The organism is Acidovorax sp. PRC11, assembly GCF_031844105.1.
Lineage (GTDB): Bacteria > Pseudomonadota > Gammaproteobacteria > Burkholderiales > Burkholderiaceae_C > Paracidovorax.
In genome coordinates this window covers 208,006-231,545 of sequence record NZ_JAUZUQ010000004.1, presented here as the reverse complement: position 1 = coordinate 231,545, position 23,540 = coordinate 208,006, and the positions used below count along the sequence as shown (strand labels likewise).

Sequence of the window (23,540 nt, the reverse complement as noted above, 5' to 3'; positions counted from 1 at the left end):
GGACTCAGCCCAGGCCGGCCTGGTCCAGGCGCTCGCGCAGCCGCCGCGCGACGGATTCGCCGCGCGCCTGCACGGCGGCCTCTTGCGCCGGATCGCGCTCGCGCTGGGGCGGCGCCCAGACGGGCGCCGGGAAATGGCTGTCCCACGCGAAGCGGGCGATCACGTGCCAGTGCAGGTGCGGCACCATGTTGCCCAGGGCCGCGAGGTTGATCTTCGCGGGCTGCAGCTGCTCGCGCAGGACCTGCTCCACCACGGCCACGGCCGCCATGCAGTGCGCGCGGTCGGCTTCGGCCAAATCCGAGAACTCCGGCACGTGCGCATTCCAGATGACGCGGTAGAAGCCCGGGAAGCCGCGCTCGGCTTCCTCGGCGGCATGCACCACGCGCATGCGCGGCCCGCGCCAGACCAGCGTGCCGCCGTCGCCGCCGCAGAGCGGGCAGGCCGGGGCCATCAGACCAGCACCCGCTCGATGCCGCCCGCGTTGGCGCGCTGCACGTACTCGGGCATCCAGTTCTCGCCCAGGATTTCGCGCGCCATCTCGACGACGATGTAGTCGGCTTCGAGCAGGCCGTTCTGCAGGTCGTCCTGGTAGCGGTTCAGGCCCTGCAGGCAGCTCGGGCAGCTGGTGAGGATCTTCACGTTGTCCTGCGCGCCCACGGCGCCGCTCGCGCGCAGCGCGGCCTCGCCCTTGCGGATCTCCTCCTCCTTGCGGAAGCGCACCTGCGTGGAGATGTCGGGCCGCGTCACGCCCAGCGTGCCGGATTCGCCGCAGCAGCGGTCGCTCTTGGTCACCTGCGGGCCGACGAGCGCCTTCACGGTCTTCACCGAGTCCTGCAGCTTCATCGGGTTGTGGCAGGGCTCGTGGTAGAGGTAGGCACGGCCCTTTTGGCTGCCGCCTGCGGCGTCCGCCGAAAGGGAATCACCCAGGGTGATTCCCTTTTCCAGCAGGTATTCATGGATGTCGATGATGCGGCAGCCCGGGAAGATCTTGTCGAACTGGTAGCCCTGCAGCTGGTCGTAGCAGGTGCCGCAGCTCACCACCACGGTCTTGATATCCAGGTAGTTCAGCGTGTTCGCCACGCGGTGGAAGAGCACCCGGTTGTCGGTGATCATCTTCTCGGCCTTGTCGAACTGGCCGCTGCCGCGCTGCGGATAGCCGCAGCACAGGTACCCCGGCGGCAGCACGGTCTGCACGCCCGCATGCCAGAGCATCGCCTGGGTGGCGAGGCCCACCTGGCTGAACAGGCGCTCCGATCCGCAGCCGGGGAAGTAGAACACCGCCTCCGTCTCGGCCGTGGTGGCGGCCGGGTTGCGGATGATGGGCACGTAGTTCTTGTCCTCGATGTCCAGCAGCGCGCGCGCCGTCTTCTTCGGCAGCCCGCCCGGCAGCTTCTTGTTGACGAAGTGGATCACCTGTTCCTTGATGGGCGCGGTGCCCACCGTGGCCGGCGGGTGCGCGGTCTGGCGCCGGCCCACGGCGCGCGCCAGATCGACCACCGCGCGCTGCGCCTTGAAGCCCACGTCCACCATCGCCGAACGCATCAGCTTGATGGTGTCGGGATTGGTGGCGTTCAGCATCGCCATGGCCAGCTTGTTGCCGGGCCGGAAGCTCTTCTTGCCCATCTTGCGCAGCAGGTTGCGCATGTTCATCGTCACGTCGCCGAAGTCGATCTTCACCGGACACGGCGTGTAGCACTTGTGGCAGACGGTGCAGTGGTCGGCCACGTCCTCGAACTCCTGCCAGTGCTTGATCGACACGCCGCGGCGCGTCTGCTCCTCGTACAGGAAGGCCTCGACCAGCAGCGAGGTCGCCAGGATCTTGTTGCGCGGGCTGTAGAGCAGGCTGGCGCGCGGCACGTGGGTGGCGCACACCGGTTTGCACTTGCCGCAGCGCAGGCAGTCCTTGACCGAATCGGCGATGGCACCGATGTCGCTCTGCTGCATGATGAGCGATTCGTGCCCCATCAGGCCGAAGCTCGGCGTGTACGCATTGGTCAGGTCCGCGAACATCAGCGAGCGGCGCGCATGCACGGCCGCGTCGGCGCGCGCGCCCTGCCCCGGCGGCACCGGCGGCTCCTGGTGGCGCAGCAGCTTGCCCTTGTTGAAGCGGCCCTGCGGGTCCACGCGCTGCTTGTAGTCGGCGAACGGTCGCAGCTCCTCGTCGGTCAGGAACTCCAGCTTGGTGATGCCGATGCCGTGCTCGCCGGAGATCACGCCGTCCAGGCTGCGCGCCAGCACCATGATGCGCTCGACCGCCTCGTGCGCCGTCTGCAGCATGTCGTAGTCGTCGCTGTTGACGGGGATGTTGGTGTGCACGTTGCCGTCGCCCGCGTGCATGTGCAGCGCCACCCACACGCGGCCCTTGAGCACGCGCTGGTGGATGGCCTGCATCTCGTCCATGATGGGCTGGAAGGACGCTCCGGGGAAGATCTTCGAGAGCGGCTCGCGCAGCTGCGTCTTCCAGCTCGCGCGCAGCGTGTGGTCCTGCAGCTGCGGGAACAGCGCGGCCACGTCCTGCAGCCAGCCGGCCCACAGGTCGCGCACTCCGCCCACCAGCGCCACGGCCTGGGCCACGCGGTCTTCCAGCAGTTCGGCGGAAGGGATCTCGTGCGCATCGTCCTGGCGGCCCAGCGGCAGGTTGCCGCGCAGCAGGAATTCCTCCAGCGCGTCGCACAGCTTGAGCTTGTTGCGCAGCGACAGCTCGATGTTGATGCGCTCGATGCCGTCGGTGTATTCGGCCATGCGCGGCAGCGGGATCACCACGTCTTCGTTGATCTTGAAGGCGTTGGTGTGGCGGCTGATGGCGGCCGTGCGCTTGCGGTCCAGCCAGAACTTCTTGCGCGCCTCGGGGCTGATGGCGATGAAGCCCTCGCCCGCGCGCGAATTGGCGATGCGCACCACTTCGCTGGTCACGCGCGCCACGGCGTCGGCATCGTCGCCCGCGATGTCGCCGAACAGCACCATCTTGGGCAGGCCGCCGCCGTGCTTCTTGCTCTTGGTGGCGTAGCCCACGGCCTTCAGATAACGGTCGTCCAGGTGTTCCAGACCGGCCAGCAGCACGCCCGAGCGCTTCTGCTCGGCGAACATGAAGTCCTTGATCTCGACGATCGAGGGCACGGCGTCCTTGGCGTTGCCGAAGAACTCCAGGCACACGGTGCGCGTGTGCGCCGGCATGCGGTGCACCACCCAGCGCGCGCTGGTGATGAGGCCGTCGCAGCCTTCCTTCTGGATGCCAGGCAGGCCGGAGAGGAACTTGTCCGTCACGTCCTTGCCCAGGCCCTCCTTGCGGAAGGTGCGGCCGGGAATGGCCAGCCGTTCGGTGCGGATCGGCGTCCTGCCGTCGGCCTCGAAGTACTGCAGCTCGAAGGTGGCCGTCTCCACGTCGTGGATCTTGCCCATGTTGTGGTCCAGGCGCGTGACCTCCAGCCACTGCGCATCGGGCGTCACCATGCGCCAGCTGACCAGGTTGTCCAGCGCCGTGCCCCAGAGCACGGCCTTCTTGCCGCCCGCGTTCATGGCGATGTTGCCGCCGATGCACGAAGCCTCGGCGCTGGTCGGATCCACGGCAAAGACGAAGCCCGCGCGCTCGGCCGCGTCGGCCACGCGCTGGGTGACCACGCCGGCCTCGGTCCAGATGGTGCCCACCTCGCGGTCCATGCCCGGCAGGCGGCGCATCTCCACCTCCGTCATGGCTTCGAGCTTCTCGGTGTTGATGACGGCACTGCGCCACGTGAGCGGGATCGCGCCGCCGGTGTAGCCGGTGCCGCCCCCGCGCGGGATGATGGTGAGTTCCAGCTCGATGCAGGCCTTCACCAGCGCGGCCATCTCGGCCTCGGTGTCGGGCGTGAGCACCACGAACGGGTATTCGACGCGCCAGTCGGTCGCGTCCGTCACGTGCGAGACGCGCGAGAGGCCGTCGAACTTGATGTTGTCCTTGGCCGTGTGGCGGCCCAGGCGCTTCTGCACCTGGCGGCGCAGCTGCGCGGCCTCCACGAAGGTGGCGTCGAATTCGGCGATGGCGCGGCGGGCGGACTCCACCAGCTGGCCCACCAGGCGGTCGCGCTCCTCGTCTTCGCCCGGGGTGCGGCGCTTGCCGATCTCGGCGAGCCGGTGCTGCAGCGCATCCACCAGCGCCTTGCGGCGGTCGGGGTTGTCCAGCAGGTCATCCTGCAGGTAGGGGTTGCGCTGCACGACCCAGATGTCGCCCAGCACCTCGTAGAGCATGCGCGCCGAGCGGCCGGTGCGGCGCTCGCGGCGCAGCTGGTCCAGCACATCCCAGGAGGCGGAGCCCAGCAGCCGGATGACGATTTCCCGGTCGGAAAACGAGGTGTAGTTGTAGGGAATCTCGCGCAGGCGGGTGGGCTCGGCGGACTGGGCCTGCAGGGCGGCCAGCGCTATCGGAACATTCATGGGGTGGACCTGGGTCGGGCGCAGGCGGCGCGCCCCTCGTGCCTCGGGGCCGGCGATTTTACGCCAGCGCCCCGCCGCCTGCCGGGGCGGCCCGCCTCCGGCCCTGCCCGCGCCGCGGCTGCGGCCGCCGCGGCGGCCGGGCGCCCGCTCAGAACAGCACGCGGCTGCGGATCGTGCCCGGCACGGTGGCGAGCTTGTCCTGCGCCAGCTCCGACGACTGGGCATCGATGTCGATCACCACGTAGCCCACCTTTTCGTTGGTCTGCAGGTACTGGGCGGCGATGTTGATCTGGTTGTCGGCGAACACCTGGTTGATGGCCGACAGCACGCCCGGCACGTTGCGGTGGATGTGCAGGATGCGGTGCTTGCCCGGGTGCGCCGGCAGCGCCACCTCGGGGAAGTTCACCGACGAGGTCGAGGTGCCGTTGTCGCTGTACTTCACGAGCTTCTCGGCCACCTCCAGCCCGATGTTGGCCTGCGCCTCCATCGTGGAGCCACCGATGTGCGGCGTGAGGATGACGTTGTCCAGCCCGCGCAGCGGCGAGGTGAATTCGTCCTTGTTGCTGCGCGGCTCCACCGGGAACACGTCGATGGCCGCGCCCAGCAGGCGCTTGTCGCGGATCGCGTCGGCCAGGGCCTCGATGCGCACCACGGTGCCGCGCGCCGCGTTGATCAGGATCGCACCCGGCTTCATGCCCGCGATCTCGTCGGGCCCGATCATCCACTGCGTGGAGGGCAGCTCGGGCACGTGCAGGGTCACGATGTCGCTCTGCGCGAGCAGCGCCTGCAGCGAGGGCGCCTGGCGGGCGTTGCCCAGCGGCAGCTTGCTGACCACGTCGTGGAACACCACGTGCATGCCCAGCGCCTCGGCCAGCACCGACAGCTGCGTGCCGATCGAGCCGTAGCCCACGATGCCCAGCGTCTTGCCGCGGATCTCGTAGGCGTTCTCCGCGCTCTTGAGCCAGCCGCCGCGGTGCGCCACGGCATTCTTCTCGGGCACGCCGCGCAGCAGCAGGATGGCCTCGGCCAGCACCAGTTCCGCCACCGAGCGGGTGTTGGAGTACGGCGCATTGAACACCGCGATGCCGCGCTCGCGCGCCGCGTCCAGATCGATCTGGTTGGTGCCGATGCAGAAGGCCCCCACGGCCACCAGCTTGTGCGCATGCGCGAACACGTCCGCCGTCAGCTGGGTGCGCGAGCGGATGCCCAGGAAATGCACGTCCGCGATCCGGCGCTTGAGCTCCTCGCCGTCCAGCGCGCCCGGCAGGGTCTCGATCTGCGTGTAGCCCGCTCCGCGCAGCACGTCGAGGGCGGAAGGGTGCACGCCCTCCAGCAGGAGGAACTTGATCTTGCTCTTGTCCAGCGATGTCGTCTTGGTCATGGATTGGCGAGGAGGAAAAGGAAAGGATGAGCGGAAGGGGCCCGCGAACGCCTGCGCGACGCAGATCGCATTCCATTGTGCAATGGGAAAAAACCCTGCACTTGGCGGGTTCTCCGATCCGGCATGCGGAATGTGCGTCACCGGCGTGACGCACATTCACAAGATTTCGTCACAAAACGGACACAATTCCGCCACACACGACCTCCCGTCCCGGGAAGTTACCGATCTGCGGAATGGCCGTTGTATGCGACAACGACATGCCGATGACATGAACGGTGCATAACATGCGCCGTTTCATTCCGCCATTCTTTGAGGAGTTTTCCCCATGCGATTCAAGCACCTGGCGCTGGCCGCCGCCATCGCCGCTTCCGCTTGCGCTTCCGCCCAGGCCCAGACCGAGATCCAGTGGTGGCATTCCATGACGGCCGTGAACGGCGAATGGGTCAACGACCTGGCCAAGCAGTTCAACGAGAGCCAGAAGGACTACAAGATCGTGCCCACCTACAAGGGCACCTACGACGAGTCCATGACCGCCTCCATCGCCGCCTTCCGCGCCGGCAACGCGCCGCACATCCTGCAGGTGTTCGAAGTGGGCACCGCCACGATGATGGCCAGCAAGGGCGCGATCGTGCCCGTGGGCAAGGTGATGCAGGACGCCGGCGCGCCGTTCGATCCCAAGGCCTACATCCCCGCCGTGGCCGGTTACTACACGGCCCCCAACGGCCAGATGCTGAGCTTCCCGTTCAACAGCTCCACCACCATCTTCTACTTCAACAAGGACGCCTTCAAGGCCGCCGGCCTGCCCACCGACAAGGCGCCCGCCACCTGGCCCGAAGTGGTCAACGCGGCCGCCAAGCTCAAGGCCTCCGGGCACAAGTGCCCGTTCACCACGGCCTGGCAGAACTGGACGCAGGTCGAGAGCTTCTCGGCCTGGCACAACGTCGAGTTCGCGAGCAAGGCCAACGGCCTGCAGGGCCTCGACGCGCGCCTGAAGGTCGATTCGCCCCTGCACGTGCGCCACATCGAGAACCTGGCCAACATGGCCAAGCAGGGCCTGTTCGTCTACAAGGGCCGAGGCAACGTGCCCGAGGCGAGCTTCGTCTCCGGCGAGTGCGCGATGATCAACACGTCGTCGGGCTTCTACGGCAACGTGGCCAAGAACGCCAAGTTCGCCTACGGCCTCGCGCCCCTGCCCTACTACCCGGACGTGCAGGGCGCGCCGCAGAACACCGTCATCGGCGGCGCCAGCCTCTGGGTGATGGCCGGCAAGAAGCCCGCCGAGTACAAGGGGGTGGCCGAGTTCTTCAAGTTCATCTCGACGCCCGAAGTGCAGTCGGCCAGCCACAAGCGCACCGGCTACCTGCCCGTGACGACGGCCGCCTACGAGCTGACCGAGAAGTCCGGCTTCTACAAGGAGCACCCGGGCACCGACGTCGCCGTGACGCAGATGATCCGCAAGGTGACCGACAAGAGCCGCGGCATCCGCCTGGGCAACTACGTGCAGATCCGCGCCATCGAGGACGAGGAACTCGAACAGGTCTGGTCCGGCAAGAAGACCGCCAAGGAGGCGCTCGAAGCCATCGTGAAGCGCGGCAACGAACAGCTGGAGCGCTTCCAGAAGGCCAACAAGGGCTGATCGCGCGGGCCGGCCCGGCCGGCCCCCACCCCTGGCACCCGGCCCTCCCCGCTGAGCGGGGAGGGTTTTTTCTTCCTTTTCACCCCCTGCGGTGCGCCCCTGAAGGCGCACGACCAGGAACCCGCGCATCCCCATGGAAAAACGCGTCCGATTCCAATCCACCTGGCTGCCCTGGCTGCTCATCGCCCCGCAGATGGCGATCATCCTGGTCTTCTTCTTCTGGCCGGCCAGCCAGGCGCTCGTGCAGTCGATGCAGATGCAGGACGCCTTCGGCACCTCCACGGAATGGGTGGGGCTGGAGAACTTCAAGCGCCTGTTCGATGATCCGGGCTACATCGAGTCGTTCAAGACGACGGCGATGTTCTCGGTGCTCGTGGCCGGTTCGGGCATCGTGCTGTCGCTGCTGCTGGCGGTGTTCGCCGACCGCATCGCCAAGGGTGCGATGTTCTACAAGACCATGCTGATCCTGCCCTACGCCGTGGCGCCCGCCGTGGCGGCCGTGCTGTGGGTCTTCATGTTCTCGCCGTCGCTCGGCGTGGTGTCGTACGCGCTCGGCACGTTCGGCATCGACTGGAACCACCTGCTCAACTCGGGCCAGGCCATGGCGCTGATCGTGATGGCCTCCGTGTGGAAGCAGATCTCCTACAACTTCCTGTTCTTCCTGGCCGGCCTGCAGTCCATCCCGAAATCGCTGATCGAGGCCGCGGCCATCGACGGCGCCGGGCCCTGGCGCCGGTTCTGGAGCGTGCAGTTCCCGCTGCTCTCGCCCACCACGTTCTTCCTGCTGGTGATCAACGTGGTGTACGCGTTCTTCGACACCTTCGCCATCGTGGACGCCGCCACCCAGGGCGGCCCCGGCAAGGACACGGCCATCCTGGTCTACAAGGTCTACTACGACGGCTTCAAGGCCATGGACCTGGGCGGCTCGGCCGCGCAGTCGGTGGTGCTGATGCTCATCGTGGTGGCGCTCACCGTCGTGCAGTTCCGCTACGTCGAGAAAAAGGTTCAATACTGAGATGGTAGAACGCAGCCTCACGCGCGGCCTGCTCGCGCACTTCATCATGGTCCTGGGGGTCGCCATCGTGGCGTTCCCGCTCTACCTCGCCTTCGTGGCATCCACCCACACCGCCCAGGAGATCGTGCAGGCGCCCATGCCGCTGCTGCCGGGCGGGCACTTCTGGGAGACCTACTCCGCCGCGCTGTTCGGCCGCGACCAGGGCGCGGGCTCCACCGCCCCCGTGGCGCGCATGATGTGGGTGAGCTTCGTCTCGGCCATGGTCATCACCTTCGGCAAGATCGCCATCTCGCTGATGTCGGCCTTCGCCATCGTGTACTTCCGCTTCCCCTTCAAGGGCCTGTGCTTCTGGCTGATCTTCGTCACGCTGATGCTGCCGGTGGAAGTGCGCATCGGGCCGACCTACCAGGTGGTGTCCGATCTGGGCATGCTCAACAGCTACGCGGGCCTCACGGTGCCGCTGATCGCCTCGGCCACTGCCACGTTCCTGTTCCGGCAGTTCTTCCTGACGGTGCCCGACGAACTCGTGGAGGCCGCGCGCATCGACGGCGCCGGCCCGCTGCGCTTCTTCAAGGACGTGCTGGTGCCGCTCTCGCGCACCTCCATCGCCGCGCTGTTCGTGATCCAGTTCATCTACGGCTGGAACCAGTACCTCTGGCCGCTGCTGGCGACCACCAGCGAAGACATGTACCCGGTGGTGATCGGCATCAAGCGCATGATCGCCGGGGGCGACGGCCAGAACGAATGGAACATCGTCATGGCCACCGCCATCCTCGCGATGCTGCCGCCCGCCTTCGTGGTGATCCTGATGCAGAAATGGTTCGTGAAGGGCCTGGTGGACACCGAGAAATAAGCGGGCGCATCGCCCGTCTCCGCACTCCCCCCCCGCCCGCTCCGCGCCCATTTCGCCACCCGCTAACCGATTCCTCCGCACTATGGCATCCCTTTCCCTGCGCAACGTCATCAAGCGCTACGGCCACGGCCCCAAGGCCAACCAGGTCATCCACGGCGTGAACGCCGAAATCCAGGACGGCGAGTTCATCGTCATCGTCGGCCCCTCGGGCTGCGGCAAATCGACCCTGCTGCGCATGGTCGCCGGCCTGGAAGAGATTTCCGGCGGCGAGATCGACATCGGCGGCCGCGTGGTCAACGACCTGGAGCCGGCCCAGCGCGACATCGCGATGGTGTTCCAGAACTACGCGCTCTATCCGCACATGACGAACTTCGAGAACATGGCCTATGGCCTGAAGATCGCCAAGGTGCCGAAGGACGAGATCCGCGCCCGCGTGGACAAGGCGGCGAAGATCCTCGAACTCGGCCACCTGCTCGAACGCAAGCCGCGCGAGCTCTCCGGCGGCCAGCGCCAGCGCGTCGCCATGGGCCGCGCGATCGTGCGCCAGCCCCAGGTGTTCCTGTTCGACGAGCCGCTCTCCAACCTCGACGCCAAGCTGCGCGCGCAGACCCGCCTGGAGATCCAGAAGCTGCACCGCGAACTCGGCATCACCAGCCTGTTCGTCACGCACGACCAGGTCGAGGCCATGACGCTCGCGCAGCGCATGATCGTGATGAACGGCGGCGTGATGGAGCAGTTCGGCACGCCCGAAGAGGTCTACCACACGCCCGCCTCCACCTTCGTCGCCAGCTTCATCGGCTCGCCGCCCATGAACCTGCTGAAGAACGCGCCGGGCGGCCGCCAGGGCACCGTGCTCGGCATCCGGCCGGAGCACCTCGACATCGCCGACACCGGCTGGGAGCTGCGCGTGGAAACCGTGGAACTGCTGGGCGCCGAGCGCCTGGTCTACGGCCGCCTGCAGTCCGGCAACGGCGACGAGGGGGTCATCGTGCGCATCGAGGAAGGCGCGCACCATCCGCAGCCCGACCAGATCCTGCGCGTCGCCCCGCGCGAATCGCGCCTGCACTGGTTTGACGCGGCCAGCGGCAAGCGGCTCTGATCCGCGCGCGCATGTCGGCGCCTGCGTCCGGGTCCACGTCCCTGCCCGAACCTGGGGCAGCCGCCGCGCTGCTGCGCGCCACCGTCCCTGTGCTGGCGTCGCTCGACCTGGACGAGAGCGCCGCGTTCTACGCGGACCGCCTGGGCTTCGCCATCGCCCTGCGCACGGCCGACTACCTGATCGCCGCACGCGACGGCTGCGAGCTGCACTTCTGGCTCTGCGGCGAGCGCCGCATCGCCGAGAACACCTCCTGCTACCTGCGCGGCGACGTGCGCGCGCTGCATGCCGAATTCACGCGCCGCAGCCTGGCGTCCGAGGCGCCGGTGGAGCGCGCCTGGGGCATGCGCGAGCTGTACGTCATCGATCCGCACGGCAACCTGCTCAAATTCGGGGAGCCCCGTGAACCCTCCCCCGACCACCGCCATGACAGCACCCTCCCCTGACACGTCCGCATCCGCGTCCACATCCGCATCCGCCTGGCCCTATCCGCGCTGGATCGCGCACCGCGGCGCCGGCAAGCTCGCGCCCGAGAACACCCTGGCGGCCTTCCGCCTGGGCGCGCACCACGGCTTTCGCATGTTCGAATGCGACGCCAAGCTGAGCAGCGACGGCGTGCCCTTCCTCCTGCACGACAGCACGCTCGACCGCACCACCTCCGGCCGCGGCACGGCCGGCGAGCGCCCGTGGAGCGAGCTGTCGCAGCTCGATGCGGGCGGCTGGCACTCCCGCGAATGGGCCGGCGAGCCGCTGCCCACGCTGGAGAACGCCGCGCGCTTCTGCCTCGCCAACGGCTACCTGCTGAACATCGAGATCAAGCCCACGCCGGGCACCGAAGAGGAGACCGGCCGTGCCGTGGCGTCGCTCGCCGCGCGCCTGTGGCACCAGGCCGCGGTGCCGCCGCTGCTCACCTCGTTCAAGGTCGCGGCCCTCACCGGTGCGCGCGACGCGGCGCCGCTGCTGCCGCGCGGCCTGCTGCTCGACAGCCTGCCGGACGGCTGGCTCGACACCGCCCGCCAGCTGGGCTGCGCGGCCGTGGTCTGCAACCATGCGCTCTGGACGGCCGAACACGTCGCCGCGGTGCAGGCCGCCGGCCTGCGGGCGCTCAGCTACACGGTGAACGACGAATGGGCCGCGCAGCGCCTGATCGACCTCGGCACCGACGGCATCATCACCGACCGGGTGGACCGGTTCAGCCCGGCGATGGATTAGGGCCGCCTGCGCTGCGTGCAGGCATACCGAAATCACGATCGCATCGCGCCGAAAAACACACCCCCGTTTACCCGGACAGGGCACCCATCGACGCCATTCCCGGCCGCTCCCGAGGACACAATCGCTCCCGCTGGGCGAAATGTCACATCCACTTACAAGATGGACCAGGGGGCGAGGTTATGCGGAATTTCAAGATTTCCACGCGGCTGCTGTGGCTGCTGGGCGGGTTGTCGGCGCTGCTGGTGGCGGTGGGGGCGGTCGGCCTGCTGGGCATCGCCCGGACCAATGACGCGCTCGAGTCGATGTACCGGGAGCGGCTGACGGCGCAGATCGCGATCAACGACCTGCGCTACCTGACGGCGCGCAACCGGCAGCTCGTGTCGGGCGCCCTGCTCTCGCCCGCCCCCGAAAAAGTCGAGCAGGCGCTCCGGGAGGCGCGGGAGAACGTTCTCCGCTCCGACCAGCTCTGGACCCGGATCCAGGCACTGCCGCTGGAGCCGGAGCTGCACGCGTCCGTGCAGCGGTTGGGCGAGCAGCGCCAGAAGATCATGCAGGAAGGCCTGGGCCCGGCCCTCTCCGCCCTGAAGGACTCCGACATCGCCGCCGTCCGCGTGCTGGCGGTGCGCAAGTTCGATGCGCTCTACGAACCGCTGGACAGGAACATCGCCTCGGCGGTGGATCTCAGCCGGCGGCTCGCGGAACAGGACTATGCCGGAGCGGTGGCCCGTTACGACACCCTGCGCGCCGTTCTCGGGGGAGCGATCGCGGCCGGCGTGCTGCTGGCGGCGCTCTTCGGCCTGGCGCTGGTCCGCGGCATCGCCCGCTCCCTGCGGCGCGCGGCCCTGGTGGCCGACGCGGTGGCGCGGGGCGACCTCACGCTGCCCATCGACGTGCGGGGCCTGGACGAAGTGGCCACCGTGATGCGGTCGCTGGCCAGCATGCAGGCGAGCCTGTGCGCCGTGGTGGACAGCGTGCGGCAGACCTCGGAGCGCGTGCTCACGGCCAGTGCCGAAATCGCGCAGGGCAACCAGGACCTGAGCGACCGCACGGAACAGCAGGCCGCCGCACTGCAGCAGACGGCGGCGGCCACGGGCCAGCTGAGCGGCAAGGTCAGCCAGAATGCCGAGCATGCGGTGCAGGCCCACCGGCTGGCGCAGGCCGCGAGCGACGTGGCGGTGCGCGGCGGTGCCGTGGTGGCCGACGTGGTCCATACCATGCAGGGCATACAGCACAGTTCGCAGAAGATCGCCGACATCATCGGCGTGATCGACTCCATCGCCTTCCAGACCAACATCCTGGCACTGAATGCCGCCGTCGAGGCCGCCCGCGCGGGCGACCAGGGCCGCGGCTTCGCGGTGGTGGCCAGCGAGGTGCGCAGCCTGGCGGGACGCAGCGCCGAGGCGGCCCGCGAGATCAAGGCGCTGATCGGCGACAGCGTGGGCCGCGTGCAGAGCGGCACCGCGCTGGTGGATGCCGCCGGCAGCACGATGGGCGAGATCGTCGGCGCCATCCGCGGCGTCGCCGGCATCGTCAGCGACATCACCGCCGCCAGCGGCGAGCAGAGCACCGGCGTGGCGCAGATCAGCAGCGCCGTCGGGAGCATCGACCAGACCACCCAGCAGAACGCTGCGCTGGTGGAAGAAATGGCCGCCGCCGCCAGCCACATGCGCCGCCAGGCGCAGAGCCTGGTGGATGCGGTGGCCGTCTTCCGCCTGCCGCGCGATCCCGCACCGGGGGACCACCCGCCCGCCGCCCCGCCGATGCGAGCGCTGGCCGCGCGGTGATACCCTTCCGGGTCCTGCCATGGACTCGACCATTCCTCTTCATCGCCGTGCGTGCCTTCTGCGGCGCGCCTTCCAGGGCCTTCGGCGCCCCTTCGCGCACGGCGCCGGCACCGCGCTCCTGCTGACCGCACTGTGGCTGCTGCTGATCGGGCCGCTCGCCGCCACACCGGCATGGGCCGCGCCGCCGCAGGGCAGCGCCTCGGCCCCGGCGGCCGGCGCCAGCGCCGCCGCCTCGCGTGCTGCCGCGGCATCGGCCGCCGCAGCCGCTGCCGCGGCCGCGGACGATCCCGACGTGCCGCTGCCCTCCGTGGACGACCTGCGCAAGCGCCTCGAAGCGATTCCGCGCAAGCTCGGCGAAGACGACGACGGCCGCCGGCTCGTCAACGAAGCCTATGCCGTCGGCACCACGGCCGAACAGGTGGTGGCCCGCCGCACGAACGAACTGGCCGACCTCGACAGCCGGCTCGCGGGCCTCGGCCCCGCGCCCGAGAAAGGCGCCCCCGCCGATGCCCCGGACGTCGCCCAGCAGCGCAGCGCCCTGGCCAAGCAGCGGGGCACGGTGGATGCCGACCTCAAGCTGGCCCGGCTGATCGCCGTCGATGCCGAACAGCTCGGCGCCGACCTGCTTCGCCAGCGCCGGCAGCAGTTCCAGGCCGAACTCACCGCGCGGGCCGATTCACCCCTGGGCGCCGCCTTCTGGCGCAACGTGCGCGCCGCCTGGGCCACCGACACCCAGCGCCTCTCGGTGCTCGCCATCGAGACCCGCCAGGCCGTGCGGCGCGCGCTGGAGCCCGAACGGCGCCGCGCCTTCCTCATCAGCCTGCTCGGAGCGCTGGTGCTGCTGGTGGGCGGCAACTGGGCCGGCGAGCGCCTGCTGGTGCGCATCGCGCCCGCCAAGCTGCCCGCCGGCCGCCTGCGGCGTTCCCTGCTCGCCACCGCGTCGGTGCTGGCGAACGTGGTCTTCACCGGCCTGGCGGCGCAGTGGCTGCTGAGCGGCCTCGATACCGGGGACAACCTCGGCGAGCGGCTGCAGGACCTGGGCCATACCGCCGTCGGCCTCGCGGTGTTCGCGGCCTTCACCATCGGCCTGGGGCATGCGCTGCTGTCGCGCAAGCGCAGTACCTGGCGCCTGCCCTCGCTGCCCGACGACCTCGCGCGCCGGCTGAGCCCCTATCCGTGGTGCATCGCCATCATCGCGGCCCTCGGCGGCATCGTGACCGAGATCAACGCCGCCGTGAGCGCGAGCCTGGCCGCGGACGTGACCGCCCAGGCCTGCTTCGCCCTGCTCGTGGCGGCCATCGTCGCCGCGGCCGTGCGCCAGCTCAACGCCCCGGCCGCCGCCCCCCACGCCCCGGCCGCGGACGCAGCGGACGGCCAGGGCGACGCCCCCGCGGCGCCCGCACCGCCGCCGGCCCGCCCGCTCTGGGTGGGTTTGCTGGTCGCGCTGGCGGGCATCGCCTCGCTCGCCGTGGTGCTGCTGGTGGCGTTCGGCTACATCGCCCTGGCCGGGGCCCTCGCCCGCCAGATGGTCTGGAGCGGCGTCGTCTTCGCCACCGCCTACCTGCTCTACCAGCTCGTGGACGACGTCAGCGACGCCGTGCTGTCGTCGCGCAGCGGCTTCGGGCAGCGCCTTCACACCGGCATGGGCATCGACCCGCGCCTGCTCGACCAGGCCGCGGTGATCGTCTCCGGCGCGCTGCGCGTCGTGCTGTTCTTCTACCTGGTCATCGCCCTGCTGGCGCCCTTCGGCACCGGGCCGGACGAGCTGTTCCGCCGCGGCAGCGCGCTCGACCAGGGGCTGAACCTGGGCAACTTCTCGCTGGCGCCGCAGGCGCTGCTGACGGCGCTGGGCGTGATCGCCGCGGGCTTCTTCGGCATCCGCATGATCAAGCGCTGGCTGAGCGACCGGTACTTCCCCAGCACCACGCTGGAGCCGGGCATGCGCAGCTCCATCACCACCCTGCTCGGCTACTTCGGCGGCGTGATGGTGATCGCGGCCGCGCTGGCAGCGCTGGGCATCAGCGTGGAGCGCATCGCCTGGGTGGCGAGCGCGCTCTCGGTGGGCATCGGTTTCGGGCTGCAGGCCATCGTGCAGAACTTCATCTCCGGCCTGATCCTGCTGGCCGAACGCCCGGTGAAGGTGGGCGACTGGGTCAAGCTCGGCGACACCGAGGGCGACATCCGCCGCATCAACGTGCGCGCCACCGAGATCCAGCTCGGCGACCATTCCACCGTGATCGTGCCCAACTCGGAATTCATCACCAAGACCGTGCGCAACATGACCTGGGGCGGCGCCCAGGGCCGCGTGCTGCTGCGCCTGCCGGCACCGCTCGACACCGACGCGCAGCGCATGCGGCAACTGATCCTCGATGCCTTCACCTCGCACCCGGACGTGCTCGACACGCCCGCGCCCATCGTCCAGCTCGAAGGCATCGTGGACGGCACCCTCACCTTCCTCGCCATCGGCCATGTGGTCAACCCGCGCAACACGGGCGGCGTGAAGAGCGACCTGCTGTTCTCCATCCTGGAGACGCTGCGGCAGGCCGGCCTGGCCCTCTCGCCGCCCACGACGACGACCACGCCCATGGCGCCGCGCCACAGCGCGCCGAGCGACCCGGTGGATGCGCTCACCGTGGCCCCTCCGCAGCCCAAAGGACCGGCAGGCGGCCCCGCGCCGAACGCTGCCTAGTCAATCCAGCTTGGCGCCGGACTGCTGCACCGCCGTCGCCCAGCGCGGCATCTCCGCCGCCAGGAAGCTGGCGAACGCATCGGCGCCCAGGAAGGCAGGGTCGGCGCCCTGCGCCACCATGCGGTTCTTCACCTCGGGCGACTGCATGACCTGGCCGAACGCATCGCTGAGCTTCGCCACCACGTCCTTCGGCGTGCCGGCCGGCGCCAGGAAGCCGTAGAAGCCCACCACCTCGAAGTTCTTCAGCCCGCTCTCGATCGCCGTCGGCACGTCGGGCAGCGCCGGATTGCGCTCGCGGCTGGTGACGGCCAGCGCGCGCACCTTGCCCTGCTTGTGGTACGCCGCGGCCTGCGGAATGCTCTCGGCCATGAACTGCACCTGCCCGCCCATCAGGTCGGTGAAGGCCGGCGCGCTGCCGCGGTACGGGATGTGCACCATGAACAGCCCCGTCGCCGTCTTGAACATCTCCGGCACCAGATGGCTGATGCCCCCGTTGCCCGCCGACCCGAAATTCACCTGCCCCGGCCGCGCCTTGGCATACGCGATGAACTCCTGCAGGTTCTGCGCCGGCAGCTTCGGGTTCACCAGCAGCGCCAGCGGCTGCATCGCCGTGCGCGCGATCGGCGTGAAATCCTTGAGCGTGGCGTACGGCAGCTTGCTGTAGAGCGCCGGGTTGATGACCATCACGCCCGTGTTGGCCAGCATCAGCGTGTGGCCATCCGGCGGCGCCTTCATCACGTCCTGAGCGCCCACCGTGCCGCCCGCGCCGGCCTTGTAATCCACCACGACGGGCTGGCCCAGCACCGCCTGCAGCTTGTCGGTCAGCAGCCGTGCGTGCTGGTCCAGCGGGCCGCCGGCCGGGAAGCCGACCACGACGCGGATGGGTTTGGAGGGAAAGGCGGGCTGGGCCAGGGCGGCCAGGGAGGTGCAGGCCAGGGCGGCGGCGGCGGTGAGCCAGGTGCGCAAGCGCATTCGAGAGTCTCCGAAAGTGGATGGGATGGAGACTGGAGCTTAGGAGTAAAGAGAGGTGAGGACACGGGGGCAATACCCGTGGGAGCCGTCTGCAGCAGGCGCAGGCCTCGGGTCAGACACCCCTCCCATCCATTCCTTGCACCGCCTCCGACAGGAACTCCGCCGCCGCCCGCACCCTTGCCGTGCGCTGCAGATCCGGATGCATCACCATCCACACGTCGTAGTCGTGCGCGCGCCGGCGGTCCGGCCAGAGGCGGACGAGCCCCTCGCGCTCCCCCATCCACAGCGGCATTTCCCCGACGCCGATGCCGGCCGCCACGGCCTTGCGCACCATCAGGCTGGAAGGCACGGCGGCGGCGATGCGGCCCTGGCGGGCGGGGACGCCGGCCAGGGTGAGGCAGGACGCGTTCTCGAGGTACGGAGCGTAGGCGACGAGGTGGTGTCCGCGCAACTCATCTTCGGGCAGGGGCTGGCCGAAGCGCTCCAGGTAGGCAGCGCTGGCGAACAGCCCTACGGGCCAGGAAGCCACGCGCCGCACCACCAGGTCGGGCGTGTCCGGCCGCACGTTGCGAAACGCAATGTCGGCCTGCCGGTGCGCAAGGCTCAGCAGTTGCGCGGAGACCTGCAGGTCCACGCGGATCTGCGGCCAGCGCTGCTGCAGCCGCGCGATCGCCGGCAGCAGCAGGTCCACTGCGATGGAGTCGGTGCAGGTCACGCGCACCAGGCCACGGGGTTCGTCGTCCTGACCCTCGACCTGGGTGCGCAGGTGCAGCGCCGCGCTTTCCATGCGGCGCGCGGCGGCCAGGGCAGCCTCGCCCGCGGCGGTCAGCAAATAACCGTCCCGCGCGCGCAGGAACAGGCGGGTACCCAGTTCAGCCTCCAGGGCGTTCAGCCGCCGCCCGACGGTGGCCTGGTCAATACCCAGGCTGCGCGCCGCAGCCCGCGCCGAAGGGGCTCGGGTGATGGCGAGGAAGATGCGTGTGTCGTCCCAGTTCATAGCAGAGCGTGATGCAGATTTGCAGCACTGTAGAGCGAAATCGCGGCACCGTGCAGGCAGCAGCCCGGCGTAAGCTCGCTCCCACCAACGCCCTGCAGCATGTGCCTTCCCTTGTCCCACCTGCACGGCGGCCACCGTTTTTCAGCGAACCGAGCCCCTTCCATGAACGCCCCATCCTCCACCATGCAAGCCATTGACTTCGACGACTTCGGCGGCCCCGAGGTGCTGCAGCTGCGCGAAACCGCCATCCCGGACCTGCGCCCGCACGACCTGCTGGTGCGCAATGCCGCCATCGGCGTGAACCGCGCCGACCTGCTGCACCGCCAGGGCGCCTACGGCCGGTCGTCCTTCGGCGATGCCGACACCATGGGCCTGGAGATCGCCGGCACCGTGGAGGCCGTGGGCAACGAGGTGCAGGGCTTCGCCGTGGGCGATCGGGTCATGGGCATCGTGGGCGGCGGCGCCTATGCCGAGCTGTCGCGCATCGACCACCGCTTGGCCATGCCGGTGCCGGAAAGCCTGGGCCTGGTGGAGGCCGGTGCCATTCCCGAAGTGTTCGTGACCGCGCACGAGGCGCTGTTACATCTGGCGGGCCTGCAGGCGGGCGAGTCGGTGCTGGTGCATGCCGCGGCCGGGGGCGTGGGCTCCGCGGCGGTGCAGCTGGCGCACGCGGCGGGCGCACGGGTGTTCGCCACGGCCAGCGCATCCAAGCACTCTGCGGTGCAGGGCTTCGGCGCCGATGTGGTGGTGGACCACCGGAGCGAGGATTTCCAGGCCGTGGTGCACGACGCCACGGACGGCCGGGGCGTGGACGTCGTGATCGATTTCATCGGCGCGACCTACCTGGAGCGCAATGTCCGCTCTCTGGCCGAGGGCGGTCGTCTGGTGTGTGTGGGGCTGCTGGGGGGCAAGCAGGGAACGCTGCCCATGGAGACATTGCTGTACCGGCACTTGCGGATCTTCGGCACGGTGATGAAATCACGCCCGCCCGAGGTCAAGCAGGGGATGGTGCAGCGCTTCGCCGAGCGCTGGCTGCCGGCGCTGGCGGCGGGCACGCTGCGCCCGGTGATCGACCGCACCTACCCGCTGGCCGAGGCGGCAGAGGCGCACCGGCACATGGAATCGGGCGCGAACGTGGGCAAGATCCTGCTGCTGCCCCGTCCGGGCGCCGAGGCTTGATGCCGACTTGCCGGCCAAGGGGGGAGACGTGGCAGCCGCTACTTCCAGCCGCGCACCAGCACCCACTGCACCGTGCCGCAGGCCACCACCAGCGCGGCATAGGTGAGCATCTTCCCGTCCCGCCCCGCCCACGCCAGCCCGGCAGCGCACACCCCCAGCCCCACCGCGAAGCCCACGGCCACCTGCCCGAGGAACCCGACGGTGCGCGGCGCCCCGCGAAAACACACCGCAGCCGCGCAGGCCAGCAGCAGCGACACGCCCAGCGCAGGCGCCATGAAATTCAGCAGGTGGAGGGCAGCAGCGGTCGGGCTCATAGCGCAAAGGCATGACGCAGATCAAGGCCCTTGTGCTGCGGGCAGCACGCGGGTGGGTGGGAAATTTTATAATCCGTGCATGGCAGTCTGGGCCCTCGGCATCAACCACACGACCGCGCCGCTCGATCTGCGCGGTCGTTTTGCGTTCGCCATCGACCAGATCGCCCCGACGCTGCAGGGCCTGCGCCAGTCGCTGGGCGGCGCCACGCGCCATCCGCAGGTGGAAACCGCGATCCTCTCCACCTGCAACCGCACCGAGATCTACTGCGCCGGCCAGCAGACGGCACTCGACCATACGCTCGACTGGCTGGCCCAGAGCGGCGGCGTGAGCCCGTCGCTGCTGCGCTCGCACTCCTACACGCTCGAAGAAGGCCTCGTGGCACGCCATGCATTCCGCGTGGCGAGCGGGCTCGATTCGATGGTGCTGGGCGAGGCGCAGATCCTCGGCCAGATGAAGGACGCGGTGCGCGCGGCCGAGACGGCCGGCGCTTTGGGTACCACGCTCAACCAGCTCTTCCAGCGCAGCTTCGCCGTCGCCAAGGAAGTGCGCACCAGCACCGAGATCGGCGCCCACAGCATCAGCATGGCCGCCGCCGCCGTGCGCCTGGCCGGGCAGCTGTTCGAAGACCTGACGGAGATCCGCATCCTCTTCGTGGGCGCGGGCGAGATGATCGAACTCGCCGCCACCCATTTCGCGGCCAAGAATCCCAAGGGCCTGGCGATCGCCAACCGCACGCTGGAGCGCGGCGAGAAGCTCGCCACGCGCTTCGGCGGCGAGGTCATGCGCCTGGCCGACCTGCCCGACCGCCTGCACGAGTTCGATGCGGTGGTGAGCTGCACGGCCAGCAGCCTGCCGATCATCGGCCTGGGCGCCGTCGAGCGCGCGCTCAAGAAACGCCGCCACCGCCCGATCTTCATGGTCGACCTGGCCGTGCCGCGCGACATCGAGCCCGAGGTGAAGGCGCTGGAAGACGTGTACCTCTACACCGTGGACGATCTCGCGAGCGTGGTGCAGACCGCGCAGGCGAGCCGCCAGGCCGCCGTCGCGCAGGCCGAGGCGATCATCGACGCGGGCGTGCAGAGCTTCATGCACTGGATGGACCAGCGCAGCCCGACCGGCGGCGTGGTGCCCCTCATCCAGCAGATCAACGCCCAGGCGGACGAGTGGCGTGCGCTCGAGATCGCGCGCGCCAAGAAGATGCTCGCCAAGGGCGAGGACCTGGACGCCGTGCTGGAGGCGCTCTCGCGCGGCCTCACGCAGAAGATGCTGCACGGCACCCTGGCCGAGTTGCGCGCGGGCGATGCCGACACGCGCGCCCAGACGGCGCAGACCGTCTCGCGCCTCTTCCTGCGATCGCAGTCCAAGAGCGGCCTGTAGCGGCGCCCGCCGCCCCCTTCTCCCCCGGGCCCCGACGGCCTCCCGCATCCGCGCCCGGATGCCCCCGCTGCGAACATGGATCGGCCGATCGATCGAACGCAGCCGCTCACCCCCTTCTTTTCCCATGAAACCCTTCCTCAGAAGCCAGTTGGAGCGTTACGCCCAGCGCCTCGAAGAGCTCGACTTCCTGCTGTCGCGCGAGGACATCATGTCCGACATGGCCCAGTACCGCACCATCTCGCGCGAGCATGCCGAGGTGACGCAGGTGGCCGGCCGCTACGCGCGCTACCGCCAGCGCGAGGCCGATCTGGCCGGCGCCCGCGAGATGCTTCATGATCCCGACATGGCCGACATGGCGCGGGAGGAGATCACCGCCGCCGAGGCGGAGCTGGTGCAGCTGGAGGACGAGCTGCAGCGCCTGCTGCTGCCCCGCGATCCGGACGATGCGCGCAACGCCTTCCTGGAAATCCGCGCCGGCACGGGCGGCGACGAATCCGCGCTGTTCGCGGGCGACCTGGCCCGCATGTACACGCGCTACGCGGCCACGGCCGGCTGGAAGGTGGAGATCCTGAGCGCCAGCGACAACGAGATCGGCGGCTACAAGGAAGTGGTGCTGCGCGTGGAAGGCGACGGCGTGTACGGCGCGCTGCGCTTCGAATCGGGCGGCCACCGCGTGCAGCGCGTGCCCGCCACCGAAACCCAGGGCCGCATCCACACCAGCGCCTGCACCGTGGCCGTGATGCCCGAGCCCGACGAGCAGCAGGCCGTCACGCTGAACCCCGCCGACCTGCGCATCGACACCTTCCGCGCGAGCGGTGCCGGCGGCCAGCACATCAACAAGACCGACTCCGCCGTGCGCGTGGTCCACTTGCCCACCGGCATCGTGGCCGAGTGCCAGGACGGCCGCAGCCAGCACAGCAACAAGGCCAAGGCACTGCAGGTGCTGCAGGCGCGCATCCAGGAAAAGGAGCGCAGCGAGCGCGCCGCCAAGGAAGCCGCGCTGCGCAAGGGCCTGGTGGGCTCGGGCGACCGCTCCGACCGCATCCGCACCTACAACTTCCCGCAGGGCCGGCTCACCGACCACCGCATCAACCTCACGCTCTACAAGTTGCTGGCCATCATGGAGGGCGACCTGGGCGAAGTGCTGGAGGCACTGCGCCATGCGCGCGAGGCTGAACTGCTGGCCGACCTGGAAGCCGGCGCGTGACCACCGCCGGGCCGGACTCCACCCTCGCCGCGGCGCTGGCGCGTGCGCAGGCCGCGGGGCTGGCGCGCATCGATGCGCAGATGCTGCTGCTGCACGCGCTCGGCCGCCACGACGCCGGCCGCGCCTGGCTGCTGGCGCACGACACCGACACGCTGCCAGCCGATGCCCGGGCCGCGTTCGACGGCTTCTGCGCGCGCCGCCGGGCCGGCGAGCCGGTGGCCTACCTCACGGGCCGCAAGGCGTTCTACGGCCTGACCCTGCAGGTGGATGCGCGCGTGCTCGATCCGCGCCCCGATACCGAAACCCTGGTGGACTGGGCGCTGGAGGCGCTGCGCACCACGCCTTCCCCCCACGTGGCGGACCTGGGCACGGGCAGCGGCGCGATCGCCCTGGCGCTGCAGCACGAACGCCCCGACGCCCGGGTGCTGGCGCTCGACGCCAGTGCCGAGCCGCTGCAGGTCGCCCAGGCCAATGCGCGGCGGCTCGGGCTGCCCGTCGCTTTCGTGCGTTCCTGCTGGCTGCAGGGCGTTGCCGGCCCGTTCGACGCCATCGTCTCCAACCCGCCCTACATCGAGGACGGCGACCCGCACCTCGCCGCGCTGGTACACGAGCCGCGCCAGGCCCTGGCGAGCGGTCACGACGGCCTGGACGACATCCGCACCATCGTGGCGCAGGCCCCGGCGCGGCTGGTGCCGGGCGGCTGGCTGCTGCTGGAGCACGGCTGGAACCAGGCCGATGCCGTGCAGGCACTGCTGCGCGCCGGGGGGTTCACCGACGTGCAGAGCCGCGCCGACCTCGCCGGCCACGCGCGCTGCAGCGGTGGCCGCAGGCCCTGCTGATGCGGTCCGTCCACCCCCTCTGGAAACCGCGGCGCATGCCTCCACATGGTGCATGCCTCCAGAACCGGGGCCGCAGTGAAATAATCCCATCCATCGCCGCACGCGCGGCCCCCACCAGGAGCACACCATGAGCGACACCCAGCAACGCATCGACAGCCTCGTCAAATCCAACGACGTGGTGCTTTTCATGAAAGGGAACGCCAGCTTCCCGATGTGCGGCTTCTCCGGCCGCGCGATCCAGATCCTCAAGGCCTGCGGCGTCGAGCCGAAGGGCCTGGCCACGGTGAACGTGCTGGAAGACTCGGAAATCCGCCAGGGCATCAAGGAATACAGCAACTGGCCCACCATCCCGCAGCTCTACGTGAAGGGCGAGTTCATCGGCGGCTCCGACATCATGATGGAGATGTACGAATCCGGTGAACTCCAGCAGGTGCTGGGCGGCCAGCCCCAGGCCTGACATCCGGCCCCCCTGCCCGGCCGCCCGGCCGCTTCATGCGCGGGCGGCTTTTTCACGTCCGGCGGCGCGGGCGGAGGCGCGGTGGCCGTGGCCACGGCCACGGGCGCGGCTGTCGCTGTCG

The 23,540-nt window shown here is 69.7% G+C and carries 19 protein-coding genes; 13 read left to right on the top strand and 6 right to left on the bottom strand.

The genetic code is table 11. From position 1 onward, the window contains the following. Positions 1–4: 4 nt before the first annotated feature. The 3 genes from Q9R47_RS06670 to serA form a co-directional block, all read right to left on the bottom strand. The gene (locus Q9R47_RS06670) at positions 5–451 is read right to left on the bottom strand and encodes an HIT family protein (protein ID WP_311232423.1); all 447 of its coding nucleotides are present in this window, start codon (positions 449–451) and stop codon (positions 5–7) included. Further along, a complete protein-coding gene (locus tag Q9R47_RS06665) occupies positions 451–4,410 on the bottom strand; it encodes an FAD/FMN-binding oxidoreductase (RefSeq protein WP_311232422.1) in 3,960 nt (1,319 codons plus the stop codon). Before Q9R47_RS06665 ends, Q9R47_RS06670 begins: the two co-directional genes overlap by 1 nt. 148 nt (positions 4,411–4,558) lie before the next feature. After that, positions 4,559–5,791: a phosphoglycerate dehydrogenase gene (serA, locus tag Q9R47_RS06660; RefSeq protein WP_311232421.1), complete on the bottom strand. Its 1,233-nt coding sequence runs from the start codon at positions 5,789–5,791 to the stop codon at positions 4,559–4,561. Between the two features lie 325 nt (positions 5,792–6,116). Between serA and ugpB the strand changes: the two genes are divergently transcribed. The 8 genes from ugpB to Q9R47_RS06620 all read left to right on the top strand — a co-directional run bounded on the left by ugpB (position 6,117) and on the right by Q9R47_RS06620 (position 16,076). Beyond that, on the top strand, positions 6,117–7,427 hold the full coding sequence (gene ugpB, locus Q9R47_RS06655) for a sn-glycerol-3-phosphate ABC transporter substrate-binding protein UgpB (protein ID WP_311232420.1): 1,311 nt from the start codon (positions 6,117–6,119) through the stop codon (positions 7,425–7,427). 133 nt (positions 7,428–7,560) lie between these two features. Continuing rightward, positions 7,561–8,442 (top strand): sn-glycerol-3-phosphate ABC transporter permease UgpA, encoded by an 882-nt coding sequence (ugpA, locus tag Q9R47_RS06650; protein WP_311232419.1) that lies wholly within the window; start codon positions 7,561–7,563, stop codon positions 8,440–8,442. Position 8,443: 1 nt separating this feature from the next. Further along, a complete protein-coding gene (gene ugpE, locus Q9R47_RS06645) occupies positions 8,444–9,295 on the top strand; it encodes a sn-glycerol-3-phosphate ABC transporter permease UgpE (RefSeq protein ID WP_311232418.1) in 852 nt (283 codons plus the stop codon). Between the two features lie 82 nt (positions 9,296–9,377). Beyond that, positions 9,378–10,394 (top strand): sn-glycerol-3-phosphate import ATP-binding protein UgpC, encoded by a 1,017-nt coding sequence (locus tag Q9R47_RS06640; protein WP_311232417.1) that lies wholly within the window; start codon positions 9,378–9,380, stop codon positions 10,392–10,394. 11 nt (positions 10,395–10,405) lie between these two features. Further along, a complete protein-coding gene (locus Q9R47_RS06635; RefSeq protein ID WP_311232416.1) occupies positions 10,406–10,837 on the top strand; it encodes a VOC family protein in 432 nt (143 codons plus the stop codon). Further along, the gene (gene ugpQ / locus Q9R47_RS06630; RefSeq protein ID WP_311232415.1) at positions 10,818–11,603 is read left to right on the top strand and encodes a glycerophosphodiester phosphodiesterase; all 786 of its coding nucleotides are present in this window, start codon (positions 10,818–10,820) and stop codon (positions 11,601–11,603) included. The genes Q9R47_RS06635 and ugpQ overlap by 20 nt, the downstream gene beginning before the upstream one ends. A gap of 179 nt (positions 11,604–11,782) precedes the next feature. Next, positions 11,783–13,387, top strand: a complete 1,605-nt coding sequence (locus tag Q9R47_RS06625; protein ID WP_311232414.1) for a methyl-accepting chemotaxis protein — start codon at positions 11,783–11,785, stop codon at positions 13,385–13,387. 19 nt (positions 13,388–13,406) lie between these two features. Further along, on the top strand, positions 13,407–16,076 hold the full coding sequence (locus Q9R47_RS06620) for a DUF3772 domain-containing protein (protein WP_311232413.1): 2,670 nt from the start codon (positions 13,407–13,409) through the stop codon (positions 16,074–16,076). Here Q9R47_RS06620 and Q9R47_RS06615 read toward each other — a convergent pair whose 3' ends face one another. Both Q9R47_RS06615 and Q9R47_RS06610 read right to left on the bottom strand, forming a co-directional pair. Further along, positions 16,077–17,048: a tripartite tricarboxylate transporter substrate binding protein gene (locus tag Q9R47_RS06615; protein WP_311232412.1), complete on the bottom strand. Its 972-nt coding sequence runs from the start codon at positions 17,046–17,048 to the stop codon at positions 16,077–16,079. It lies immediately after the preceding gene. 112 nt (positions 17,049–17,160) lie between these two features. Further along, on the bottom strand, positions 17,161–18,045 hold the full coding sequence (locus Q9R47_RS06610; protein WP_311232411.1) for a LysR family transcriptional regulator: 885 nt from the start codon (positions 18,043–18,045) through the stop codon (positions 17,161–17,163). Between the two features lie 183 nt (positions 18,046–18,228). On the opposite strand from Q9R47_RS06610, the gene Q9R47_RS06605 reads away from it, so the two are divergent. Beyond that, positions 18,229–19,224: an NAD(P)H-quinone oxidoreductase gene (locus tag Q9R47_RS06605; protein WP_311232410.1), complete on the top strand. Its 996-nt coding sequence runs from the start codon at positions 18,229–18,231 to the stop codon at positions 19,222–19,224. 38 nt (positions 19,225–19,262) lie between these two features. Here the strand turns inward: Q9R47_RS06605 and Q9R47_RS06600 are convergent, their stop codons facing one another. Next, a complete protein-coding gene (locus tag Q9R47_RS06600; protein ID WP_311232409.1) occupies positions 19,263–19,538 on the bottom strand; it encodes a hypothetical protein in 276 nt (91 codons plus the stop codon). 79 nt (positions 19,539–19,617) lie between these two features. On the opposite strand from Q9R47_RS06600, the gene hemA reads away from it, so the two are divergent. From hemA to grxD, 4 genes are all read left to right on the top strand, one after another. Then, a complete protein-coding gene (hemA, locus tag Q9R47_RS06595) occupies positions 19,618–20,916 on the top strand; it encodes a glutamyl-tRNA reductase (RefSeq protein WP_311232408.1) in 1,299 nt (432 codons plus the stop codon). A 124-nt stretch (positions 20,917–21,040) separates the two neighbouring features. Then, complete coding sequence (gene prfA, locus Q9R47_RS06590; protein WP_311232407.1) at positions 21,041–22,123, top strand: peptide chain release factor 1; 1,083 nt, start codon at positions 21,041–21,043, stop codon at positions 22,121–22,123. Next, entirely contained in the window at positions 22,120–22,962 is an 843-nt protein-coding gene (gene prmC / locus Q9R47_RS06585) for a peptide chain release factor N(5)-glutamine methyltransferase (protein ID WP_311232406.1), read from the top strand. The genes prfA and prmC overlap by 4 nt, the downstream gene beginning before the upstream one ends. Positions 22,963–23,089: 127 nt before the next feature. Next, positions 23,090–23,419: a Grx4 family monothiol glutaredoxin gene (gene grxD, locus Q9R47_RS06580; RefSeq protein WP_311232405.1), complete on the top strand. Its 330-nt coding sequence runs from the start codon at positions 23,090–23,092 to the stop codon at positions 23,417–23,419. Positions 23,420–23,540: the final 121 nt, after the last annotated feature.

Coding starts and splice junctions, on each gene's coding strand:
- ugpE (WP_311232418.1), top strand. CDS start 8,444: ATGGTAGAACGCAGCCTCACGCGCGGCCTGCTCGCGCACTTCATCATG.
- Q9R47_RS06600 (WP_311232409.1), bottom strand. CDS start 19,538: ATGAGCCCGACCGCTGCTGCCCTCCACCTGCTGAATTTCATGGCGCCT.
- ugpA (WP_311232419.1), top strand. CDS start 7,561: ATGGAAAAACGCGTCCGATTCCAATCCACCTGGCTGCCCTGGCTGCTC.
- Q9R47_RS06615 (WP_311232412.1), bottom strand. CDS start 17,048: ATGCGCTTGCGCACCTGGCTCACCGCCGCCGCCGCCCTGGCCTGCACC.
- Q9R47_RS06605 (WP_311232410.1), top strand. CDS start 18,229: ATGCAAGCCATTGACTTCGACGACTTCGGCGGCCCCGAGGTGCTGCAG.
- Q9R47_RS06670 (WP_311232423.1), bottom strand. CDS start 451: ATGGCCCCGGCCTGCCCGCTCTGCGGCGGCGACGGCGGCACGCTGGTC.
- Q9R47_RS06665 (WP_311232422.1), bottom strand. CDS start 4,410: ATGAATGTTCCGATAGCGCTGGCCGCCCTGCAGGCCCAGTCCGCCGAG.
- Q9R47_RS06640 (WP_311232417.1), top strand. CDS start 9,378: ATGGCATCCCTTTCCCTGCGCAACGTCATCAAGCGCTACGGCCACGGC.
- serA (WP_311232421.1), bottom strand. CDS start 5,791: ATGACCAAGACGACATCGCTGGACAAGAGCAAGATCAAGTTCCTCCTG.
- Q9R47_RS06610 (WP_311232411.1), bottom strand. CDS start 18,045: ATGAACTGGGACGACACACGCATCTTCCTCGCCATCACCCGAGCCCCT.
- prfA (WP_311232407.1), top strand. CDS start 21,041: ATGAAACCCTTCCTCAGAAGCCAGTTGGAGCGTTACGCCCAGCGCCTC.
- ugpB (WP_311232420.1), top strand. CDS start 6,117: ATGCGATTCAAGCACCTGGCGCTGGCCGCCGCCATCGCCGCTTCCGCT.
- grxD (WP_311232405.1), top strand. CDS start 23,090: ATGAGCGACACCCAGCAACGCATCGACAGCCTCGTCAAATCCAACGAC.
- Q9R47_RS06620 (WP_311232413.1), top strand. CDS start 13,407: ATGGACTCGACCATTCCTCTTCATCGCCGTGCGTGCCTTCTGCGGCGC.
- Q9R47_RS06635 (WP_311232416.1), top strand. CDS start 10,406: ATGTCGGCGCCTGCGTCCGGGTCCACGTCCCTGCCCGAACCTGGGGCA.
- ugpQ (WP_311232415.1), top strand. CDS start 10,818: ATGACAGCACCCTCCCCTGACACGTCCGCATCCGCGTCCACATCCGCA.
- Q9R47_RS06625 (WP_311232414.1), top strand. CDS start 11,783: ATGCGGAATTTCAAGATTTCCACGCGGCTGCTGTGGCTGCTGGGCGGG.
- hemA (WP_311232408.1), top strand. CDS start 19,618: ATGGCAGTCTGGGCCCTCGGCATCAACCACACGACCGCGCCGCTCGAT.